Source organism: Pseudooceanicola profundus (assembly GCF_054919315.1).
Genome location: NZ_CM142898.1, coordinates 3,898,875 through 3,919,402, shown reverse-complemented (window position 1 = coordinate 3,919,402; position 20,528 = coordinate 3,898,875). Strand labels below are relative to the sequence as shown.

Below are 20,528 nucleotides of genomic sequence, written 5' to 3'. Positions count from 1 at the left end.
AAATAGGAGGCCAGCATATAGCGAAGCACCACCGAAAACGCCACATGCGATTTGCGACGCCTTGACGACGCTTTCGCTCTCTGCGCTGCTACGGGTCACCGGATTTCAAGGTGAGTCTGCGGCACCCTCGCGCGCACACCGAGGAACCGGCCGGAACCCAGTCTCAGAGGCCCAAATGTCGCCTGCCCGGCCCGATACTCCCCAGATCGAAACCCCTGTCATCCCGACGGACACCCGCACGCGCCGCTTCGTCTTCGTCCTGTTGAACAACTTCTCGCTCCTTGCCTTCGCCTCCGCGCTCGATTGCCTGCGCATCGCGAACCGGATGACGGGGATGAAGCTCTACGACTGGCGCTATGCCAGCGTGGACGGCGCACCGGTGACGTGCTCTGCGGGCGCGGAGTTCAACGTGACCAGCGCGCTTGGCGAGGTCGGCCGGGATGACACCGTGCTGGTCTGCGGCGGGCTCAACGTCCAGGACGAGACCTCCAAGCCGCTGCTGAACTGGCTGCGCCGCGAGGCCCGCAAGGGGCCGGCGATCGGCGGGCTCTGCACCGCGGCCTATGTGCTCGGCAAGGCCGGGCTGCTGGACGGCAAGCGCGCCACGATCCACTGGGAGAACCAGGACAGCTTCTCGGAGGAATTCGAGGAGGTGGCGCTGACCAAGTCGGTCTTCGTGGTGGACGGGCGGCGGATGACCTCCGCGGGAGGGACCTCCTCCATCGACCTGATGCTGAAGCTGATCGCCGACCAGAACGGCGAGGACCTCGCCAACGCGGTGGCGGACCAGCTGATCTATTCCTCGATCCGCACCGACCAGGACACGCAGCGCCTTTCGGTGCCGACACGGATCGGCGTGCGCCATCCGAAGCTGAGCCAGGTGATCCACATGATGGAGCGCAATATCGAGGAACCGATCAGCCCCTCGCTGCTGGCCAAGGACGTGGGCATGTCCACCCGGCAGCTGGAGCGGCTGTTCCGGCGCTACCTGAACCGGTCGCCCAAGCGCTACTACATGGAGCTGCGGCTTCAGAAGGCGCGCAACCTGCTCATGCAGACCGACATGAGCGTGATCAACGTGGCGCTCGCCTGCGGCTTTGCCTCGCCCTCGCATTTCTCGAAATGCTACCGGGCCCATTACGAGACCACGCCCTACCGCGAACGCGGCAGCCACGCAGGCAAGCCGGGGGCGGAGGAGGACTTCGAGGAGATGGAGGGCGTTTTCCTCGACGACGACCTGCTCGACGGGGAAGAGTAAGGGACTGCGCCTGCGGCGGGCGGGGTTGGGGGGCTGTCTGCCCCCCTTGGCCCTCGCGGGCCAATTCCCCCCGAGGATATTTGGGAAACGGAAATTGCGGGGGCCGGGTCAGGGCCGGGTCAGGGCTGGCGTCGAGGATGACGACGGGGCCGGCAACGGGGCGGGAACCCCATCGCGGGGCCTGGGGTGGCGTGGGAACGCGTGTTTCGGGAACAATGCGGCACTGCAGCGTGCAGGGGGCCCTTTCCCTCTGGTATTTTCGGCGGAAGCCGTATAGGCGAACCGCGAACCGCTATTGGAGGCCCCATGGACCTGCGTAACATCGCCATTATCGCCCACGTTGACCACGGCAAGACGACCCTCGTTGACGAGCTCCTGAAGCAGTCGGGCGCCTTCCGTGAGAACCAGGCCGTGGCCGAACGCGCGATGGACAGCAACGACCTCGAGCGCGAGCGCGGGATCACCATCCTTGCGAAGGCGACCTCGGTCGAGTGGAAGAGCCACCGCATCAACATCGTCGACACCCCCGGCCACGCCGACTTCGGCGGCGAGGTGGAGCGTATCCTGAGCATGGTCGACGGCGTCGTCTTGCTGGTGGACGCGGCCGAAGGCCCGATGCCCCAGACGAAATTCGTGACCTCCAAGGCACTTGCCCTTGGCCTGCGCCCGATCGTGGTGCTGAACAAGGTCGACAAGCCCGACGCCGAGCCCGACCGCGCGCTTGACGAATGCTTCGACCTCTTCGCCAGCCTCGGCGCCGACGAAGACCAGCTCGACTTCCCGCATCTCTACGCCTCGGGCCGCTCCGGCTGGGCCGACACCGAGCTCGACGGGCCGCGCAAGAACCTCGACGCGCTGTTCCAGCTGATCGTGAACCACGTGCCGAAGCCGAAGCAGATCGCCAAGCAGGACGACGATTTCCGCATGCTGGCCACCACCCTCGGCTCCGACCCCTTCGTGGGCCGGATCCTGACGGGCCGCGTGGAATCGGGCAAGCTGAAGGTCGGCGCCACGGTGCAGGCGCTCTCGCGCATCGGCCAGAAGATCGAACAGTTCCGCGTCACCAAGATCCGCGCCTTCCGCGGCCTTGCCCAGCAGGACATCGAGGAAGCCGTGGCCGGCGACATCGTCTCGCTCGCCGGGATGGCCAAGGCCACCGTGTCGGACACGATCTGCGCCCTCGCCGTGGACGAGCCGCTGGACGCGCAACCGATCGACCCGCCCACCATCACCGTGACCTTCGGCATCAACGACAGCCCGCTGGCCGGTCGTGACGGCAAGAAGGTGCAATCCCGCGTGATCCGCGAGCGCCTGATGAAGGAAGCGGAATCGAACGTGGCCATCAAGGTCACCGACACCCCCGGCGGCGAGGCCTTCGAGGTCTCGGGCCGTGGCGAACTCCAGATGGGCGTTCTGATCGAGAACATGCGCCGCGAGGGCTTCGAGCTGTCGATCTCCCGTCCGCAGGTGATCATGCGCGAAGAGAACGGCCAACGCATGGAGCCGATCGAGGAAGTCACCATCGACGTGGATGACGAATACTCCGGCGCGGTGATCGAGAAGATCACCGGCGCACGCAAGGGCGACATGACCGAGATGAAGGCCGCAGGCGCCGGCAAGACCCGGATCGTCGCACACGTGCCCTCGCGCGGGCTGATCGGCTATCACGGCGAATTCCTGACCGACACCCGCGGCACCGGCGTGCTGAACCGCGTGTTCCACTCCTGGGCACCCTACAAGGGGCCGATCCCGGGCCGCCGCGCGGGCGTGCTGATCTCCATGGAGAACGGCCAGACCGTGGCCTATGCGCTGTGGAACCTCGAAGAGCGCGGCAAGATGTTCCTGGGCGCTCAGGCCGACGTCTACACCGGCATGATCATCGGCGAGCATTCGCGCGACAACGACCTCGAAGTGAACCCGCTGAAGGGCAAGAAGCTGACCAACGTGCGGGCCTCGGGCACCGATGACGCGGTCCGGCTGACCACCCCGGTGACGCTCTCGCTGGAAGAGGCCATCGCCTACATCAACGACGACGAGCTGGTGGAAGTGACGCCGAACGCGATCCGTCTGCGCAAGCGCTACCTCGACCCGCACGAGCGGAAGCGGATGTCGAAATCCTCGTGATTTCCGGGGTATGAGATTGGAAAGGCCGGGCATAGCGCCCGGCCTTTTTTTTGTGAAAAGGCTTCAGCCCTGCGGCTTGATCCGGTCGAGCACCTCGACCGTGCCACCCTCGGTCACCCGGAAGACCACGATCTCGCCGGAGGCCGGGAAGACATCGGTCAGCGCGGTGATATTCACCTGATGGGTCACCATGAGAGAGCGCGAGCCCTCGGGCCAGCTGCCGATCTCCTCGATCAGGGCCCGGGTCCGCGCGTCCCCCTCCGCGCGTTCGTTCCAGAAGCTGTCGACCAGCGGGAGGTTGGCCACCGGGCCGAGTTTCATCAGCTCGGCGGTTTCCGTGGCCCGGCACCACGCGCTCGCATAGACGTGGTCGAAGCGGATGCCAGCGGCCTCGAGCGCCGCGCCCGTGGCCCGGGCCTGAGCCCGTCCGGTGCCATCGAGGTTCCGCTGCGTGCTGCAGTCTCCGAGCGTGAAGCCCGCGGGGTCGCCGGTCCCGGGCGCCCGGGCATGGCGCATGATGGCCTGGGCACCGGGCTGCTCCAGCGCGTCATAGGGGCCGGCCGTGGCCGCGGCGGGCACTGTGGCGACGGCCAGCAGGAGCGCGGCGGCAAGGGCGGGCAGATCGCGGCGGACAGGGGATCGGGTGAGGGCCATGGTCAGTCTCCGTCAGGAACAGCGTCGGGGTCTGACGGGGTACGCAGGCAGCGGGACATTGGATGACTGATGGAGGACGGCCGGCGAAGTCTGCCTGTGAGTGGACGTCAAAGGATCACGGATCGTGTCCTCCGGACGGACAGGACCACCGAAGGCACGACTGGCGGGCCCAGCTGTTCTCTGGCGCCCCGGAGCCGAACCCTGCCGATCACATATGAAAATGCGGCGCCGCAAGGACTTGCGGCGCCGCTCTCATGTCTCTGACGAGGTCCGTGACCCGGATCAGCCGTTGATCTCGACCACCAAAAGGTCGCGTTCCGACGCGCCCCGGGCGTGTTCCAGACCGGCCTGGTAGGCCTCGGAGTGATAGCACTCCACCGCGCGCGCGCGGGTCGGGAACAGCGCCACGACGTTGCGCGGCCGGTCGTTGCCTTCGAGCTGGACGTAGCCACCGGCCCGGGCGAGGAACTGGCCGTCATGGGCCGCGATCGCGGGGCCGGCTTTCACGGCATACTTGCCATAAGCCTCCTCGTCGGTGACCTTCACGTGGCCGATCCAGAGCGCCGCGGGCTGGTCCAGCGGGTGCTCTTCGCTCTCCACGATACAGAGGTCCCGCTCGGACGCGCCCTCGGCGAAGGCGACAGCTTCCTGGTACGCGGGCGAACGATAGCAGGCCACCGCCGCATCGAGCGAGGGGAAGACCACGATCGTATGGGCCGGTCGCTCCAGCCCTTCGAGCTGGGTGAAGGGCGCGCGCCGGGCGATGAACCGCCCGCCATGCGCCTCGATCACGGGAACCGCGCGCTTGCCGTACTCGGCATAGCGGTCCGCATCGGTGACAGTGACCTGCGAAATCCAGAGCGCCGCCATCTCAGCCCTCGATCACGGCTTCCGCCGCCTTGATCGCGGCATCCGCCTTGGTCGCATCCTGACCGCCGCCCTGCGCCATGTCGGGCCGGCCACCGCCGCCCTTCCCGCCAAGCTCGGCCACGGCTGCGCGGACGAGGTCCACCGCCGAGACCTTGTCGGTCATGTCCGCCGTCACGCCCGCTGCCACGGCGACCTTGCCGCCGGTGTCCGCGATGAGCAGCACCGCGCCGCTTTCCAGCCGCGACTTGTGCTCGTCGATCAGCGGCGGCAGGTCCTTGCCCGACACACCGGTCAGCACCTGCGCGAGGAATTTCACGCCGCCGATCTCCTTGGCCTCGGCTCCGCCGCCCTGCCCGGCCCCTCCCGACATGGCGAGGTCCCGGCGCAGCTGCGCCACCTCGTTGGAGAGTGCCTTGCGTTCATCGAGCAGCGCCCTGACCCGGGCCACGACCTCGTCGCGGCCGGTCTTGAGCAGGCCCTCGATCTCGCTCAGCGACTGGTCACGGCCGCGCAGTTCCGCCATGGCCGCGGCGCCGGTCAGCGCCTCGATCCGGCGCACGCCAGCGGAGGACGCTGTCTCACCCGTCAGGGCAAAGGCTCCGATATCGCCGGTGCGGGTCACATGGGTGCCGCCGCAGAGCTCGATCGAATAGGTCTTGCCGTCCGGCCCCTTGCCGGTGTCGGCGCGGCCCATGGAGACCACGCGGACCTCGTCCCCGTACTTCTCGCCGAAGAGTGCCTGAGCGCCGATGGCGCGGGCGTCATCGGGCGTCATGATCCGGGTCTCGACCGGCGTGTTCTGCCGGATATAGGCGTTCACGTCCCGTTCGACCTGCGCGATCTCCTCGGCCGACAGCGCGGCGCTGTGGGAGAAGTCGAAGCGCAGACGGTCGGGTGCGTTGAGCGAGCCACGCTGCGCCACGTGGTCGCCGAGCGCCTCGCGCAGGGCCTCGTGCAGCAGGTGGGTGGCCGAGTGGTTGGCGCGGATCATGCCGCGACGGCTGTGGTCGACCTCGAGGATCGCCGCCTGGCCGGGCTTCACCGTGCCCTCGGTCACGTCGCCGAAGTGGATGAAGACGCCGTTCACCTTCTTTGTGTCGGTGATTGTCACCTTGGCCTCTTCGGTTTCCAACGTGCCGCTGTCGCCGACCTGGCCACCGGATTCGCCGTAGAAGGGCGTCTGGTTCAGAACGATCTGCACGCTGTCGCCCACGGTCGCCGCCTCGGCGGTGGCGCCGTCCTTGACCACCGCCAGCACCACGCCCTCCGCCTTCTCGGTGTCATAGCCGAGGAAGTCGGTCGCGCCGTGCTTGTCGGCGATGTCGAACCAGATCGTCGCATCCGCCGCCTCGCCGGAGCCGGACCAGGCCGCACGGGCCTTGGCCTTCTGCTCGGCCATGGCGGCGTCGAAGCCGTCGGTGTCCACGGTACGGCCCTGTTCGCGCAGCGCGTCCTGCGTGAGGTCGAGCGGGAAGCCGTAGGTGTCGTAGAGTTTGAAGGCGGCGGCACCGGGCAGCGCCGCGCCCTCTTCCAGCCCGGTCAGTTCCTCGTCCAGCAGCTTGAGGCCCCGGTCGAGGGTCTGGCGGAAGCGGGTTTCCTCCAGCTTCAGCGTCTCCTCGATCAGCGGTTGCGCCTGGCGCAGTTCGGGATAGGCGTCGCCCATCTGCTTCACCAGTTCCGGCACCAGCCGGTACATCAGCGGATCCTTGGCGCCCAGCAGGTGCGCGTGGCGCATGGCGCGGCGCATGATCCGGCGCAGTACGTAGCCACGGCCGTCGTTCGAGGGCATGACGCCATCGGCCAGCAGGAAGGAGGTCGACCGCAGGTGGTCCGCGATCACCCGGTGGTGGGTCTTGCCCACGCCGTCCGGATCGGTCGAGGTCGCATCGGCCGAGGCCTCGATCAGCGAGCGGATCAGGTCGGTGGCGTAGTTGTCATTGGTGCCTTGCAGCAGCGCCGCGACCCGCTCGATCCCCATGCCCGTGTCGATGGACTGCGCTTCCAGCTCGCGCCGGGTGCCGTCCTCGAACTGCTCGTACTGCATGAAAACGAGGTTCCAGATCTCGACGAAGCGGTCGCCGTCCTCTTCCGGGGTTCCCGGAGGGCCGCCCCAGTACTTCTCGCCGTGGTCGTAGAAGATCTCGGAGCACGGCCCGCAGGGGCCGGTCGGGCCCATCATCCAGAAGTTGTCGTTGGTGGCGATGCGGATGATCCGCTCATCCGGGAGGCCCGCCACCTTCTTCCACAGGTCCGCCGCCTCGTCATCGGTGTGGTAGACCGTGACCAGCAGCTTGTCCTTGTTGATGCCAAGCTCCTTCGTCACCATCTCCCAGGCGAAGGGGATCGCCTGTTCCTTGAAATAGTCGCCGAAGGAGAAATTCCCCATCATTTCAAAGAAGGTATGGTGCCGCGCGGTATAGCCGACATTGTCGAGGTCATTGTGCTTGCCGCCGGCGCGCACGCATTTCTGCGCGGTGGTGGCACGCTGGTAGTCGCGGTGCTCGACGCCCGTGAAGAGGTTCTTGAACTGGACCATGCCCGAGTTGGCGAACATCAGGGTCGGATCGTTGCGGGGAACCAGCGGGCTCGAGGGCACGATCTCGTGGCCCTGTCGCTTGAAATAGCTGAGGAAGCTGGAGCGGATATCGTTCAGCGTCTGCATCGTGGCGGCTCTTTCCCTCGTGGGTCTGCGGCGGTTTTGACGATGTATCCGCGCGAAGGGGCGCTGTCCACCGCAAGCCGGGTCTGCCCACGAAAAAGGCACCTCCCATCGGGGGCGCGGTGGGGAGCGTCGGGTGACGCGGGTCCGCCCGGGGACATCCTGTACGGGACTGAACGAGCGTACCCCCGAGCGGGCGCTCTTGTATCCGGCCCCGGCGGATGCGCCCGCGCTGTTCCGCCCGCTCGCCCGGTGGCATCCCCGCGAGGCCCCCGGAAACCAACCGACATGCGGACCGACACGCGCGCCGAAACGAAAAAGGCCGGGCACCCGGCCCGGCCTCTTCAATATCGACGTTCAGCCTCGATCAATCGTCGAGGATATCGCCGTCGTCCTCTTCGGAGGCGCCGAACTCCAGTCCGTGGGCCGCGCGGATCTTGTCCTCGATCTCGATGGCGATGGCGCTGTTCTCGCGCAGGAAGGTCTTGGCGTTCTCACGCCCCTGCCCGATCCGCTGATCGCCATAGCTGAACCACGAGCCCGATTTCTCGACCACGCCGGCCTTCACGCCAAGGTCGAGAATCTCGCCCATCTTGGAGATGCCCTCGCCGTACATGATGTCGAACTCGACCTGTTTGAACGGCGGGGCCACCTTGTTCTTCACCACTTTCACGCGGGTCGCGTTGCCGACCACCTCGTCGCGGTCCTTGATCGAGCCGATGCGGCGGATGTCGAGGCGCACGGAGGAGTAGAACTTCAGTGCGTTGCCGCCCGTGGTGGTCTCGGGGCTGCCGAACATGACGCCGATCTTCATCCGAATCTGGTTGATGAAGATCACCATGCAGTTCGACTTCGCGATCGACCCGGTGAGCTTGCGCATGGCCTGGCTCATCAGGCGGGCATGCACGCCGACCGAGCTGTCGCCCATGTCGCCCTCGAGCTCCGATTTCGGCGTCAGAGCCGCGACGGAGTCGACGATGACCATGGAGACCGCACCGGAGCGTACCAGCGTATCGGTGATCTCCAACGCCTGCTCGCCGGTGTCGGGCTGCGATATCAGCAGCTCGTCAAGGTCCACGCCGAGCTTGCGGGCATAACCGGGATCAAGCGCATGTTCCGCGTCGACGAAGGCGCAGACGCCGCCCTTCTTCTGTTCCTCGGCCACGCAATGCAGCGTCAGCGTCGTCTTGCCCGAGCTTTCGGGCCCGTAAATCTCGATGATCCGGCCCTTGGGCAGGCCGCCGATGCCGAGGGCGATGTCGAGGCCCAGCGATCCGGTCGAGGTCGCCTCGATCTCCTGGATCGCGTCCTTGCCGCCGAGCTTCATGATCGAGCCCTTGCCGAACTGCCGTTCGATCTGGGCCAGAGCGCTGTCCAGCGCCTTTTGCTTGTTGGGGTCGCGCTTGCTGTCCATGCTCAAAAGATCTGCCGTTGCCATTCTTGGCCCCCTTATTTCACACCCCGTGCGGGGCGGCAATCACTGCCAATGTTCGCCTCTTGTTCTGCGCAACATGAGACCAAACAGAGAACATTTCAACTAAATTCCTCACATTCCCCACTTTTTCGCAGAACAGTTAAGGAGTAGTTTACGCCGGACGTGATTGGCGAACTGGGGAGGAACGCAGGCTTATGCTCGTCTTTTCAAAGGCTAAGCTGGTGATCCTCTCGGTCCCCAAGACAGGGACGACGGCCATGGAAAGTTTCCTTGGGCCCCATGCGGATATTCTTGTGAAGGAACCACCGGAGCTGAAACATGCGCCGGTCTACCGCTACAACCGCTTCTTCCGTCCCATGCTGGAGAAATTCGTCGATCCGGGAATCGAAACCATGGCCGTGATGCGGGAACCGGTGTCCTGGCTCGGCTCCTGGTATCGCTATCGGCAGCGGCCCTTCATGGAGGGCAAACCCAATGCCACTCATGGCATCAGTTTCGACGACTTCGTGCTGGCCTACTGTCAGGGGAAACGTCCCGGTTTCGCCAATGTGGGCAGCCAGGCCAAGTTCCTCGAGCCACAGCCGAACGGTACGCGGGTCGATCACCTGTTCCGTTACGAGGATCAGCCGGCGATCCTCGGGTTTCTCGAAACCCGGCTGGGTCTGACGCTGGACCTCCCGCGGGAGAACGTGTCGCCGTCGATGGCACTCACGCTCTCGCCTGCGGTCGAGGAAAAGCTGCGTCGGAAATGCGCCGAGGAGTTCACGCTGTGGGAGAGCCTGGGCTGAGACTTGATCGGCGAGGTTTATGCCGGCGATGGCAGCACCCGCGGCGTGTGATTGATCGGGATGCCGTGGAGGGATGAGCCTCTACGGACATGGCGGAGGCATGGCTCTGAACCGGCGCGGGAGGCTGAACAGGAACGAGGCCCTGAAGCGCGGCGGCCCAGATGTGATCCGCGGCCGCTCGTCGCAAGGAGATCTTGGGCCCAATCCGGGCGCCACATGAGCGGCCCCGCTTGGCCGCGGTCCCTGAGGTTGGCCTCGTTCTCAGGAAACAGACCCGGTCCCCCTCAATGAAGCTGACGCTGCACGGTCTCCGTCAGTTCCGCCAGCGAGAAGGGTTTGGGCAGGAAGACGGAGTTCGGGAAGGCATCCCCCGTGCCGCTGAAGGTTTCCTCAGCGTAACCTGAGACGAAGACGACGCGGACATCGGGCCGGATCTTGCGGGCCTCGCGGACCCAGCTCGGCCCGTCCATGCCGGGCATGACAACGTCGGTGACGAAAAGATCGACCTGCAGTTTCTGATCCTCAAGCGTCCGCAGTGCATCCTCCGCGCTTTCGGCCTCGAGCACGGTATAACCCCTGAGGCGTAGGGCCCTGGAGGCGAAGGCGCGCACCGGGGCCTCGTCCTCCACCAGAAGCACGACACCATAGGTCCGCGGGCCGCTCGCCTGGCGGCTGTCCTCGGCGGGGGCCACCGGCTCCACCGGGGGCACATAGACCGGAAAGAGAAGCGTGAAACAGCTCCCCTCGCCCGGTGTGCTGTCGGCGAAGATGAAGCCACCGGTCTGCTTGATGATGCCATAGGCGGTCGAAAGGCCGAGCCCGGTCCCCTCGCCCACCCGCTTCGTGGTGTAGAAGGGTTCGAACACCTTGCCGAGCTTGTCCGCCGGGATGCCCTGGCCGGAATCCATCACCTTGACGCTGACATATTCCCCCGGCGTCACCGTCGCCCTGTCGCGCTGTAGCGGCGCGCGCAGGCGGAGGCTCTCGGTCACTATGCGAATCTCGCCGCCCTCCGGCATCGCGTCGCGCGCGTTGACCACGAGGTTCATCAGCACCTGTTCCAACTGCCGCTTGTCGGCCCGGATCGGTCGCAGCACGGGATCATGGCTGAGACTGAGGGTGATCTTCTCGCCGACGAGGCGGTTCAGGAGATGCGTCAACTCTGCCAACGTGTCTCGCAGATCGAGCTTTTCGGGCCGCAGGGTCTGCTTGCGGGAGAAGGCCAGCAGCTGCCCCACGAGGGCCGCCGCGCGATTGGCATTCTGGTTGATCTGGACGAGGTCGCCGTAGTCGGGATCGCCCGGATCATGGCGCAGCAGCAGCAGGTCGCAATGGCCCGAGATCGCGGTCAGCAGGTTGTTGAAATCATGGGCCACCCCGCCGGCCAGCTGGCCGATGGCCTGCATCTTCTGGCTCTGGACGAACTGGGCCTCCAGCGTCTTCAGCTCCGTCGCGTCGCTGAGCACGGCGATCAGCGCCGGAGTGCCATCCTCGACAATCCGCTTGAGCGTCACCTGAACATAGGTTTCGCGGTCCGGCACCCGCAGGCGCAGGAATTCCGAGTGCGGCGGCGGGCGGCCCGCGGCCGCTTCAGACAGCCAGTCCGAGATCGAGCGCCCGAGCCCCTCCATCACGTCCGACAGCGCCGCCCCCGCCACGCACATCGGACCGAGTAGTTCCTGCGCATGGCGGTTGGTCATCAGGATGGCGCCCTCCGCGTCCAGCCGCAGCAATGCTACTGGCAATTCGTCGAAGTAATCCCAGCCCCGGGTCGCGGGGGGCTCCACCTCTCCCGGAGGCGGCAGCAGCAACAGTTCGCGCCGCCCGAGGCTGTCGCCGCTCTCGACCACGAGCCGCTGGGTGTAACCGCCGACCGCCGTGACCTCCTGCAGCGCCCCGGGCACCACGGGCAGCACCGGGAAGATCGCATCGAGCGCCTTCGGCCGGTGCCCGATCAGCGCCCGGGCCGCCTCGTTCATGTAGAGAATGGCGTTTGATCGCCCGACGGTGATCAGGGGGATATCATGGCTCCCGCTGCCGGGGGCGTGGGTGGCAAACTCCTCGATCCGCCAGAGGAACCGCCCTTCCGGCAGGCGATGCGCGCTGAGCCGCGCCTGCCCGCGACGTGTCACGATGTCTTCCCGCGCAGTACCGGCGCGCGCGGCGCGGGCCTGCAGGCGGAAGAGAACGGCGGAGGGATTGGCGAAACTGTCGGCCAGCAGCCCCGCCACGGTGCGCGCCTTCTCCGGCGCGGCGAGCGTGCCGCAGGAGGCGTTCCGGGCGATGATCTGCCCTTCCGCATCTGCGATGGCGGCGGGGGCGATGTCATCGCGCACGAAGCCCATGATCGCCGCATCCGCCCCGGCGGAGCCCTTCCGGTGGAACTGTGCGACCAGCGTGACGAAGAGCGCGAAGAAGGTCAGGATCAGCCCCGCCCCCATCAGGACGATCGCCAGGGCCTGCTGCCGCATGACCAGCCCGGTGACGAGCATTCCGATCCCGAGGACCACGATCAGACGACGCTGCGGCATCAGGGCGAGCGCCAGCCGAGCGACCGTTCCCGTCGGCTCACCGGGCAGGATCGCAGCCCCATCTCTCCCGGGATCGATGGCCTGCGCCGCGGTTGTCCGGCCGCCACCATGGGCCTTCTCTTGCCGCTTGGACCTGCGCAGCGGTACCGGAGACTCATCCGGGGCGGCGCTTGTCAGGTGTTCGGGTGCAAGCGTCATCTTGGATGCCGCTTCCGGCCCATCGGGAGCGCGCATCTCAGAGCGCGTACGCTGGCGTGCCGCCCTGGCGTCAGTCGCGGGCGCATCGGAGGACGGCGACTCAGGAGCAGCGTCAGCCTCAGTGCGGGCCTCTGCCGCAGTCGTGGCCCCCGTGCCGGGCGAGAGTTTTGAAGAGGCAGACGCCACCATGCCCGGGGGCCTGTCCGACCTGTTCCCGCGGTGTGCGCCTGATTGGGCCGCATCCGGTCGCGCTCTACCGCTCTCCCCGTCCGACAGCTCTCCAGGTTCGGCGCGCACGGATTCGGCCGAGGGATCGCCCCGTACCGGGCGCCCGCTGCTGTCCGTCGCCGCCGCGTCCTTTGTCATGGCTCCTCCGCGGTGCTCCCCCACGAGCCCGGAGGGCCCGCCTGCATCGGCAGCCGGTTGGCCGCCTTCCCGAGAGTGCCGCACGGCGGGTTAATACCGCCTTAAGGCGCGCGCAGCGCGAGCCCCGGGCGCAGATCAGGCTAGGCGGTGTCGGTCTTGCGGGTCAAGTGCGCGGCAAAGAAGCCATCGCCCCCATCGAGGGGCGTGTACTGGCGTTGATATGTCACCTGCCAGTCCGGATGCCGGGCGAGGAACGCCTCGATCCGGTCGCGATTCTCCGCCCGGAGCAGCGAACAGGTTGCATAGGCCAGCACGCCCTGCGGCGCCACCAGCGGCACGGCGGCGTCGAGGATCGCATCCTGCGTGGCGTTCAGCGTCTGGAGAGCCTCGGGTGTGAGCGCCCATTTGCCTTCCGGCGAGCGGCGCCAGGCGCCGGACCCGGAACAGGGCACATCGGTCAGCACGAGATCGAACGGCGCGCTGCGCCCGAGGGTGGCGCGGTCGGCGATCTCGACGGAGACGCCGGCCCGGCGGGCGCGTTCCGGCAGGTCCTTCAGCCGCTGGGGATGGGCGTCATGGGCCACGTAGCGGGCGCGGTGCCGCGCGGCCATGGCGAGGGTCTTGCCGCCGCCGCCCGCGCAATAATCGAGCACAAGCCCCGCCTCCGCCAGCGGCAGCTCCGCCGTGACCGACTGGCTGGCCACGTCCTGCAGCTCCACCAGCCCGTCGAGATAGGCCCGGCTCTGGCCGATCCGCCGGGCGCCCTCGGTCACCTCCAGCGCGGTGGCGCAGAGCGCATGGGGACGACAGCTGATACCATCTGAAGAGAGCGCTGCAACCACCTGATCCGGATCGGTTTTCGCCGTGTTCACCCGCAGGAAGACAGGGGCGCGGTGACGCAGCATCTCGGCCGTATTCTCGAAGTCCGGGCCCAGCGTCTCGCGCAGCGGGGCCAGCAGCCAGTCGGGCAGATCCAGCAGCGCCTCTGCGGGCAGGTCCGCCGGGGGGCTGGCCTCGGCCTCGGTCAGGGCGGCGGGCGCATGGCCCTCCCCGGTGAAGAGCGCCGCAGGGTCCTGCCCGTGGCTCCGCAGCAGGCCGATCATCCGCGCCCGCCCCGTGGTCCCGCCGCCGAGTGCCGCGGTCGAGCGCCAGCGGCGCAGGGCGTCGAAGACATGATCCCGGATCGCCGCCCGGTCGCCCGAGCCCGCGAAACGACTGCGCCGCGCCCAGCTGGTGAGTGCCTTCTCTGCCGGGACACCCCCGGCGATCTCGTCCAGCAGCGCCGCGGCTGCGGCAATCCTTGCCCCGGGGGTCATGATGCATTCCTTCTGTCGCGGCCTGATCCGGCCGCCTAGTGGCACAGTGGGCCGCGCGAGGCCAGCCCCAGATGGCCCTCGCAGGCTGGCCGGAGCCGCGTCGACCGGCCCTGCCTCCGGCCGCCGCATCTCAGAACCTCGGCCCGGAACCGCGCCCGCCCGGCGAGATCGCGGGGCCTCGTGAGGCGCCGACCGACGGCGACGACGCCCATATTCCGTAAAATGCAAGGAAGTTATCCAATCGGGGCCTGCTGATCTTTACCATGCCGAAACCCCCTTGGGACAGGCTTGCGCCGTAACGCCGTGTCCCGGCTGGCCGGCCCGCACATCCTTGACGACCTCGGGTCTGGCGTGAACGCGGATCCGGGACAGCCCGTATCGTAGAACCGACGCAGGTCACAGGAGGAGACAGAGACAGGATGCCCGCGCTCCGCACATGCCTCATCGTCGACGATTCCTCGCTCGATCAGCAGATGATGCACCGCGCCATGGACAGCGCCGATGTCGGCGTGGACCTGCTTTTCGCCGGCGCCCTCTCAGAGGCGCGCGCGGTGCTCAAGGCCGTCGATGTCTCGCTCATGTTTCTGGACAACTCCATGCCAGACGGCTGGGGCGCCGATTTCGTCTGCGAGCTGGCCCGTGACCCGCAGCTCAAGACGGTCCCCGTCATCATCGTGAGCGACTGGCCCTCTCCCTTCCTCTACGCCAAGGCCCGGGCCGCAAACGTACGGGAGGTCTGGTCGAAGCGCGACTTCACGCCGGAGGCGATCCGCCGCGTGGTGCAAGCACAGGGGCTGGGGGCGGAGCGATGATGGCCCGGGGCCCGGTCGCCGCGATGGCCCTCCGTGGAATGGTCATGCTCCCGTCGGGGCCGAAACGCCCGCGCGTCGGGGCTGCGGCCTACGGGGCCTTGCCGGCGAGGGCCGGAGCAATGGACTGCCTTTGCTGTGCGGCGCGGCCTCCATGGAGCCGAAGCGCGCGGATCCGGGCGGGCCCGGGAAGCAGCCTTGCACAGGGTGCGGGCCTGCATTCTTTGCCCCTCGTCATTCGGCGCCCCGTGCGGTAAGACCCCCGTTCGACAAGGGGAGCGCAAGATGACCGACAAAAACACCCTGACGCTACTGAATCAATGCGTCGACATGCTCGCCGACGAGCTGGGCTCCGCGCCGCTTCAGATTGACCGCCCGGGCCGCGAGGATTTCGTCCTCGTCTCGGCGACGACCTATGACAGCCTCGTCGAGCGAATCCAGGAGCTCGAAACCGGACTCATGAGCGATGAGGAACGGGACGAGGAAGAAGTCGAACTGCTGGAGATGCTGGACAGCACGCCGCGCACGCGGCACTGACGGGACCCACGCGCGCGCCCTTGAGGCCACAACGCTCGGGCCCAAGGTTGGGCGTGAAGACGCCCAAGGTGAAGGTTCGGCATCCGGAACGTGAGGACACGACGCGGAGCCGGGCGCCCATAGCTTGGCCAAGGGCTTATCGTGTGACAACATCGGGAGAGCGTCGCCTGCACTGGCGTGAGCGACACCTCGGGCCGGTATAGAGACGCGGAACGTGAGAACCGGGAGCCCCTCTTGCAGGGCAACTGGCCGACCCGATACGTGGTGCCACTGGCAGAGCGCGCATGCGGCGCGAGCGTCTGAGGCCCTCCGGCCCCCTGCTGTCCATGGCACCGGATCAACACTCGACCGAGAAGGCCGTTGAGGTCCGCGCCGCGGTTCACCCGAGGCGACGTCCCCGTATCACCCATTGGTGTGCACAGGCCAAGGCGGCGAGACAGCCGCAGTCAAGCGCTGGAAGACGCGACCGGGACAACGCGGCTGCGCGCCCGATCAGGAAAGGTCGCGGCCCCCTTCCGAGGGCCGCGCTATCGAAGCCGGATCAGCCGACCCGGTAGTTCGGCGACTCGCGGGTGATCTGCACGTCGTGGACGTGGCTTTCCTTCAGCCCCGCGCCGGTGATCTTCACGAAGGTGCAGTTCTGCCGCATCTCGTCCACGGTCGCGCAGCCGGTGTAGCCCATGGCCGCGCGCAGGCCGCCGACCAGCTGGTGCAGCACCGCACCGGCCGAGCCCTTGTAGGGCACCTGCCCCTCGATGCCTTCGGGCACGAGCTTGTCCGAAGCCGCGTCCTTCTGGAAGTAGCGGTCCGCCGAGCCGCGCGCCATGGCGCCGAGCGAGCCCATGCCACGGTAGGATTTGAACGAGCGGCCCTGGTAGAGGATCACCTCGCCCGGGCTTTCGTCGGTGCCCGCGATCATCGAGCCGACCATGGCCACCGAGGCCCCGGCTGCGATCGCCTTGGCGAAGTCGCCCGAGAACTTGATGCCCCCATCCGCGATGATCGGCGTGTCACCTGCGGCAGTGGCGCAATCCATGATCGCGGTCAGCTGGGGCACGCCCACGCCGGCCACCATCCGCGTGGTGCAGATCGAGCCCGGGCCGATGCCGACCTTCACGGCATCCGCGCCTGCACCGATCAGCGCCCGCGTGGCCTCGCCGGTGGCGACGTTGCCCGCGACGACCTGAACCTCGTTGGAGAGGCCCTTGGCCCGTTCGACGGCCTTGGCCACGCCCTCGGAGTGGCCATGGGCGGTGTCGATGACGATCATGTCGACGCCCGCATCCACGAGCGCCTGCGACCGTTCGAAGCCCGCATCGCCGACGGTGGAGGCCGCGGCGACCCGCAAGCGGCCCAGCTGGTCCTTGCAGGCGGTCGGGTTCAGCACGGCCTGTTCGGTGTCGCGCAGGGTCAGCAGGCCGGTCAGCTTGCCGGTCTTGTCGGTCACCAGCAGCTTCTCGATCCGGCGCGCCTTCATGAGGCTCTTGGCCTCTTCGCGGTCGGCCGGTTCGTGCAGGATGGCGAGATTGTTGGAGGTCATCATGACCCGGACCGGCGTGTCGTCATCGCTGGCAAACCGCATGTCGCGGTTGGTGACGATGCCCACGACCAGCCCGCGCTCGTCCACCACCGGGAAGCCGGTGACATTGTAGCGCTGTTGCAGCGCCTTGGCGTCGGCCAGCGTCTGGTCGGCGCGCAGGGTGATCGGGTTGTAGACGATCCCGCTCTCGAACCGTTTGACGCGGCGGACCTCTTCGGCCTGCTGGTCGACGGTGAGGTTGCGGTGGACCACCCCCATGCCCCCGGCCTGCGCGAGGCAGATCGCCATGCGGCTTTCGGTCACCGTGTCCATGGCAGAGGACAGCAGCGGGATGTTCAGGGAGATCGACTTGGTCACCTTCGTCCGCGTATCCGCCGTGGACGGCAGCACGCTGGAAGCAGCGGGTACAAGCAGAACGTCATCGAAGGTCAGCGCCTCACGAATCTCCATCGGTCAACTCCATGGGATGTTCGTATTGGCGCTTCCCTATTACATGGATGCTGGCAAGTGGAAAGCCCCAAAGAACCGCAATCTCGCGGCATCGGACATGCGCTGCGCACATGCGGCGGGCATCGGGTTTGCGCCACCCGGCCCGCCCCGGTCAGCGCTCGGTCGGACAGGCGAAGAGCCGCTCGAAGATCAGCGCCGCCATGGAGCCGGCTCCCAGCAGCATGATGACCACGTTCGCGATCCAGCCCAGGACGGGAATGAAATTCACCAGCGATGTCACCACGATGCCGCCGGCCAGCACCAGCAGCTTCTGCCCCAGCGTCGGGCCTTCGGGCGTGGCACCGGGCCGGCCGAAGTTCACGAAGAGTCGCATGGCGATGGTGTAGACGCCCAGCATGTAGCCGCAGGTCCATGTCACGATGATCAGGACGATGATCAGCGGCAACAACGGGATGCCGACGATGGTCATGGCCGCCACCGGGATCAGCCCCACCAGCGCCGAAAGCCCCAGCACTCCGGCGAGGAACACCTGCCCGGGCCGGGTCATGGCACGCATCCGCAACCGTTCGGTCAGCTCCGGCGCCACGCTGAGCGCGGCCACCCCGATGATCAGGAAGAAGCCCAGCCCCACGATCGCCCCCAGCAGCGCGGTCCATGGCCCCGGGCGCGACCAGTCGCCGGTGGCATGGTCGATCATCTGCCGTGCGTGTCCGTCGAGCTGTTCGTAGATGATCCGGTCCTCGGGCACGACCGAGGCCGGGATAGGCGGCCGGTTCGAGGTGGCGAGGTGCAGGATACCGCCGATCCGCGCTTCGGGGCCGAAGTCCACCTGTCCCGCGGCGATCCAGACATCCCCGGCCACGGGGGCGTTCAGGGTCACCGTGCCGCCGCTGGCCAGCAGGACGCCCTCCATGGCGCCATCGAGGGTCAGCGTGCCCGCACTCAACCGTGCGTTGCCGGAGACCACGGCCCTCGACGTCGTCGAGATCGAGGCCCCCACCATGCTGGCGTCCCCCGCAACCGGCGCATCCAGCGTCAGCGAGCCGCCCGCCGCATAGACGTCGCCGCCGATCGCGCCGCTCATGTCCACCCGGAAGCCCGCGATATGGGCGTCCTTGGCGACCTCGGCCCCCTGGGCCACGGAAAAGCCTATGGCGAAAAGGCTGCGCGGCGCGGGCGGCGTGGCGCCGCTTTCCGGGTCCGAGACGTAGAGATCCCCGCCGACCTCGATCCGCTCGGCCCGAAGCGGAGTGGCGAACAGCGGCAGCAGACACAGGAGCACCGGCAGGCACCGGCGAAGGGGAAAACGGGTCATCGTCACGGTCCTCGCATCGGGTTGATCGCAGGGGAAAATCTGCGTTCACTCCGAAGCATACACGCAAAACGTGTGCGACGCGAGGCTGCGTCCTGTCGCAGCCTACGAGGCCTACCCAAAGCCTACCCAAAGCCTTCCCTCAGGCCTTGTCTCGGGCCCGTCCTCGCCCTGCCCTCACCTGCATGTCAGATGTACTCGGGCACCGGGCGCGGGGTCAGCACCATCACGAGCCCGGCAATCACCGCCACCGTCACCGGCAGCATCGCCATGGCGAGGAAGCCGCCCTGCTGCCCGAAGGCATGGGCCAGCGGTGCCGAGATCAGCGGCGAGAGGAACTGCCCGCCGAAGAAGCCCATGGTCATCAGCCCCGCGGCACGGCCCCGGTACATGGGCGGGACGAATTCCATGAAGTAGGCCATGAAGTTCGGCATCGCCGGCCCCATGGAGGCGCCCATGATCAGCACGCCCACCACGGCCATCCACGGAGAACTCGCCTGGCTGATCACGATCAGCGACAGCGCCATGCCGGCGAAGGAGGTGACGATGATCACCCGGGGCGAAATGATCCGGCGGATCTTGCCGAACATGACCGCGCCGGGCAGCGAGGCCACGGTCAGCATCGACAGCGCAAGCCCGAGGTGCGTGGAGTTGGTCACGCCAAGCTCCGCCAGCACGAAGGGCAGCCGCGTCGGCAGAACGTACATCGTCGCCATCGCCAGCAGCGCCAGCGAGCCGAGCACCGCGTAAGCCTTCCACGGGAAGGCAGGCAGCGGGCCCTGTGGGGCCTCTCCCGGGCCGGGGCGCGGGGCTACGCGGGTCAGCCCCCGCAGGGTGACGAAGGCCAGCAGCGCCAGCGGCAGCGCCACGAGGTAGACGCCGAAGGCGGTGCGCCAGCCGAACGAGGCCATCACGCCCCCGCCGATCATGAAGACGATGCCGCCGATGTTCATGGCCGCCATCTGCAGCCCCATGAATCGCTCCCGCTCGCGTCCGATCCAGAGGCTCGAGACATAGGCCGAGACCAGCGTCATCGTGCCCGCCACCCCGAGGCCCAGCACCGCGCGTCCGATCAGCAGCTGCCAGATCTCCTGCGCCACGAGGCCCGAGGCCCCCCCGATGGCATAGAGCAGCATCGCCCCCACCATCAGCGGACGGCGGTCCATCCGGTCGGCCATGACGCCGATGGCGGCGGCAGTCAGCACGACGAAGAGCGATGGCAGCGTCACCACGAGGCCGCTGAGCGTCTCGATGCCGGGCGTGTCGGCGAAGGCCGCGCGCAGCTGCGGCAGCGCGGGCGAGATGGTCGCATTGGCCATCACGGTCAGGGAGGAGGCGGCAAGGATCGTCGCCATGGCCAGCACGGGGACAGAGGTCGCCCGGGCGGACGTCGGTGAGAGCGTATCGGTCATCTGGAACTTCGGAGGTCAGGACAGGGCGCGGTCGAGGCCGCGAAAATCCGGACAACCCTGCCCGCTGCAGCGCAGAATGTCCATCCACCGTTTCGAGCGGGTCCCCGTCTGGGCCTGTGCGATACGGCGCGATACCGCGAAGGTACCCATGTCAAATGCCCATGACCGGCGCGCGCCGCACTGTGACGCATGTCACGCGATGCCGCCCATGCGCCCTGATCTGCCGCTCCCGGTTGCGACGGGGCCGCCGCGGTGCCTATGGTCGATGC

At 67.5% G+C, this 20,528-nt stretch carries 14 protein-coding genes and 1 pseudogene; 5 read left to right on the top strand and 10 right to left on the bottom strand.

What is annotated here, in order from left to right; translation table 11 throughout:
- Positions 1–175: 175 nt before the first annotated feature.
- Both ACX9MO_RS17895 and typA read left to right on the top strand, forming a co-directional pair.
- The gene (locus ACX9MO_RS17895) at positions 176–1,258 is read left to right on the top strand and encodes a GlxA family transcriptional regulator (protein WP_462212822.1); all 1,083 of its coding nucleotides are present in this window, start codon (positions 176–178) and stop codon (positions 1,256–1,258) included.
- A 306-nt stretch (positions 1,259–1,564) separates the two neighbouring features.
- Positions 1,565–3,382 (top strand): translational GTPase TypA, encoded by a 1,818-nt coding sequence (gene typA / locus ACX9MO_RS17890; protein WP_222489961.1) that lies wholly within the window; start codon positions 1,565–1,567, stop codon positions 3,380–3,382.
- Between the two features lie 63 nt (positions 3,383–3,445).
- On the opposite strand, the gene ACX9MO_RS17885 is transcribed toward typA, so the two are convergent.
- The 5 genes and pseudogenes from ACX9MO_RS17885 to recA form a co-directional block, all read right to left on the bottom strand.
- Positions 3,446–4,036, bottom strand: a complete 591-nt coding sequence (locus ACX9MO_RS17885; RefSeq protein WP_462212821.1) for a histidine phosphatase family protein — start codon at positions 4,034–4,036, stop codon at positions 3,446–3,448.
- 282 nt (positions 4,037–4,318) lie between these two features.
- A complete protein-coding gene (locus ACX9MO_RS17880) occupies positions 4,319–4,615 on the bottom strand; it encodes a DUF1330 domain-containing protein (protein ID WP_222490555.1) in 297 nt (98 codons plus the stop codon).
- A 75-nt stretch (positions 4,616–4,690) separates the two neighbouring features.
- A pseudogene (locus tag ACX9MO_RS17875) lies at positions 4,691–4,906 on the bottom strand (DUF1330 domain-containing protein); the annotation flags it as partial.
- 1 nt (position 4,907) lies between these two features.
- Complete coding sequence (gene alaS, locus ACX9MO_RS17870; protein ID WP_462212820.1) at positions 4,908–7,568, bottom strand: alanine--tRNA ligase; 2,661 nt, start codon at positions 7,566–7,568, stop codon at positions 4,908–4,910.
- 364 nt (positions 7,569–7,932) lie between these two features.
- Positions 7,933–9,003, bottom strand: a complete 1,071-nt coding sequence (gene recA / locus ACX9MO_RS17865) for a recombinase RecA (protein ID WP_222489959.1) — start codon at positions 9,001–9,003, stop codon at positions 7,933–7,935.
- A 191-nt stretch (positions 9,004–9,194) separates the two neighbouring features.
- On the opposite strand from recA, the gene ACX9MO_RS17860 reads away from it, so the two are divergent.
- Positions 9,195–9,788: a gamma-glutamyl kinase gene (locus ACX9MO_RS17860; RefSeq protein ID WP_462212819.1), complete on the top strand. Its 594-nt coding sequence runs from the start codon at positions 9,195–9,197 to the stop codon at positions 9,786–9,788.
- 284 nt (positions 9,789–10,072) lie between these two features.
- Here ACX9MO_RS17860 and ACX9MO_RS17855 read toward each other — a convergent pair whose 3' ends face one another.
- Together ACX9MO_RS17855 and ACX9MO_RS17850 are read right to left on the bottom strand one after the other, a co-directional pair.
- Positions 10,073–12,319 (bottom strand): hybrid sensor histidine kinase/response regulator, encoded by a 2,247-nt coding sequence (locus ACX9MO_RS17855; protein WP_462214474.1) that lies wholly within the window; start codon positions 12,317–12,319, stop codon positions 10,073–10,075.
- Between the two features lie 704 nt (positions 12,320–13,023).
- A complete protein-coding gene (locus ACX9MO_RS17850; RefSeq protein ID WP_462212818.1) occupies positions 13,024–14,199 on the bottom strand; it encodes an RsmB/NOP family class I SAM-dependent RNA methyltransferase in 1,176 nt (391 codons plus the stop codon).
- Between the two features lie 419 nt (positions 14,200–14,618).
- Here ACX9MO_RS17850 and ACX9MO_RS17845 point away from each other — a divergent pair, with 419 nt between their 5' ends.
- Both ACX9MO_RS17845 and ACX9MO_RS17840 read left to right on the top strand, forming a co-directional pair.
- Positions 14,619–15,011: a response regulator gene (locus ACX9MO_RS17845; protein WP_222489953.1), complete on the top strand. Its 393-nt coding sequence runs from the start codon at positions 14,619–14,621 to the stop codon at positions 15,009–15,011.
- Between the two features lie 282 nt (positions 15,012–15,293).
- Positions 15,294–15,545, top strand: coding sequence for a hypothetical protein (locus ACX9MO_RS17840; RefSeq protein WP_222489952.1), 252 nt, complete (start codon positions 15,294–15,296; stop codon positions 15,543–15,545).
- Positions 15,546–16,086: 541 nt separating this feature from the next.
- On the opposite strand, the gene guaB is transcribed toward ACX9MO_RS17840, so the two are convergent.
- The 3 genes from guaB to ACX9MO_RS17825 all read right to left on the bottom strand — a co-directional run bounded on the left by guaB (position 16,087) and on the right by ACX9MO_RS17825 (position 20,259).
- Positions 16,087–17,535, bottom strand: coding sequence for an IMP dehydrogenase (guaB, locus tag ACX9MO_RS17835; RefSeq protein ID WP_462212817.1), 1,449 nt, complete (start codon positions 17,533–17,535; stop codon positions 16,087–16,089).
- Between the two features lie 151 nt (positions 17,536–17,686).
- A complete protein-coding gene (locus tag ACX9MO_RS17830) occupies positions 17,687–18,850 on the bottom strand; it encodes a hypothetical protein (RefSeq protein WP_222489948.1) in 1,164 nt (387 codons plus the stop codon).
- A 185-nt stretch (positions 18,851–19,035) separates the two neighbouring features.
- Positions 19,036–20,259: an MFS transporter gene (locus tag ACX9MO_RS17825; RefSeq protein ID WP_462212816.1), complete on the bottom strand. Its 1,224-nt coding sequence runs from the start codon at positions 20,257–20,259 to the stop codon at positions 19,036–19,038.
- Positions 20,260–20,528: the final 269 nt, after the last annotated feature.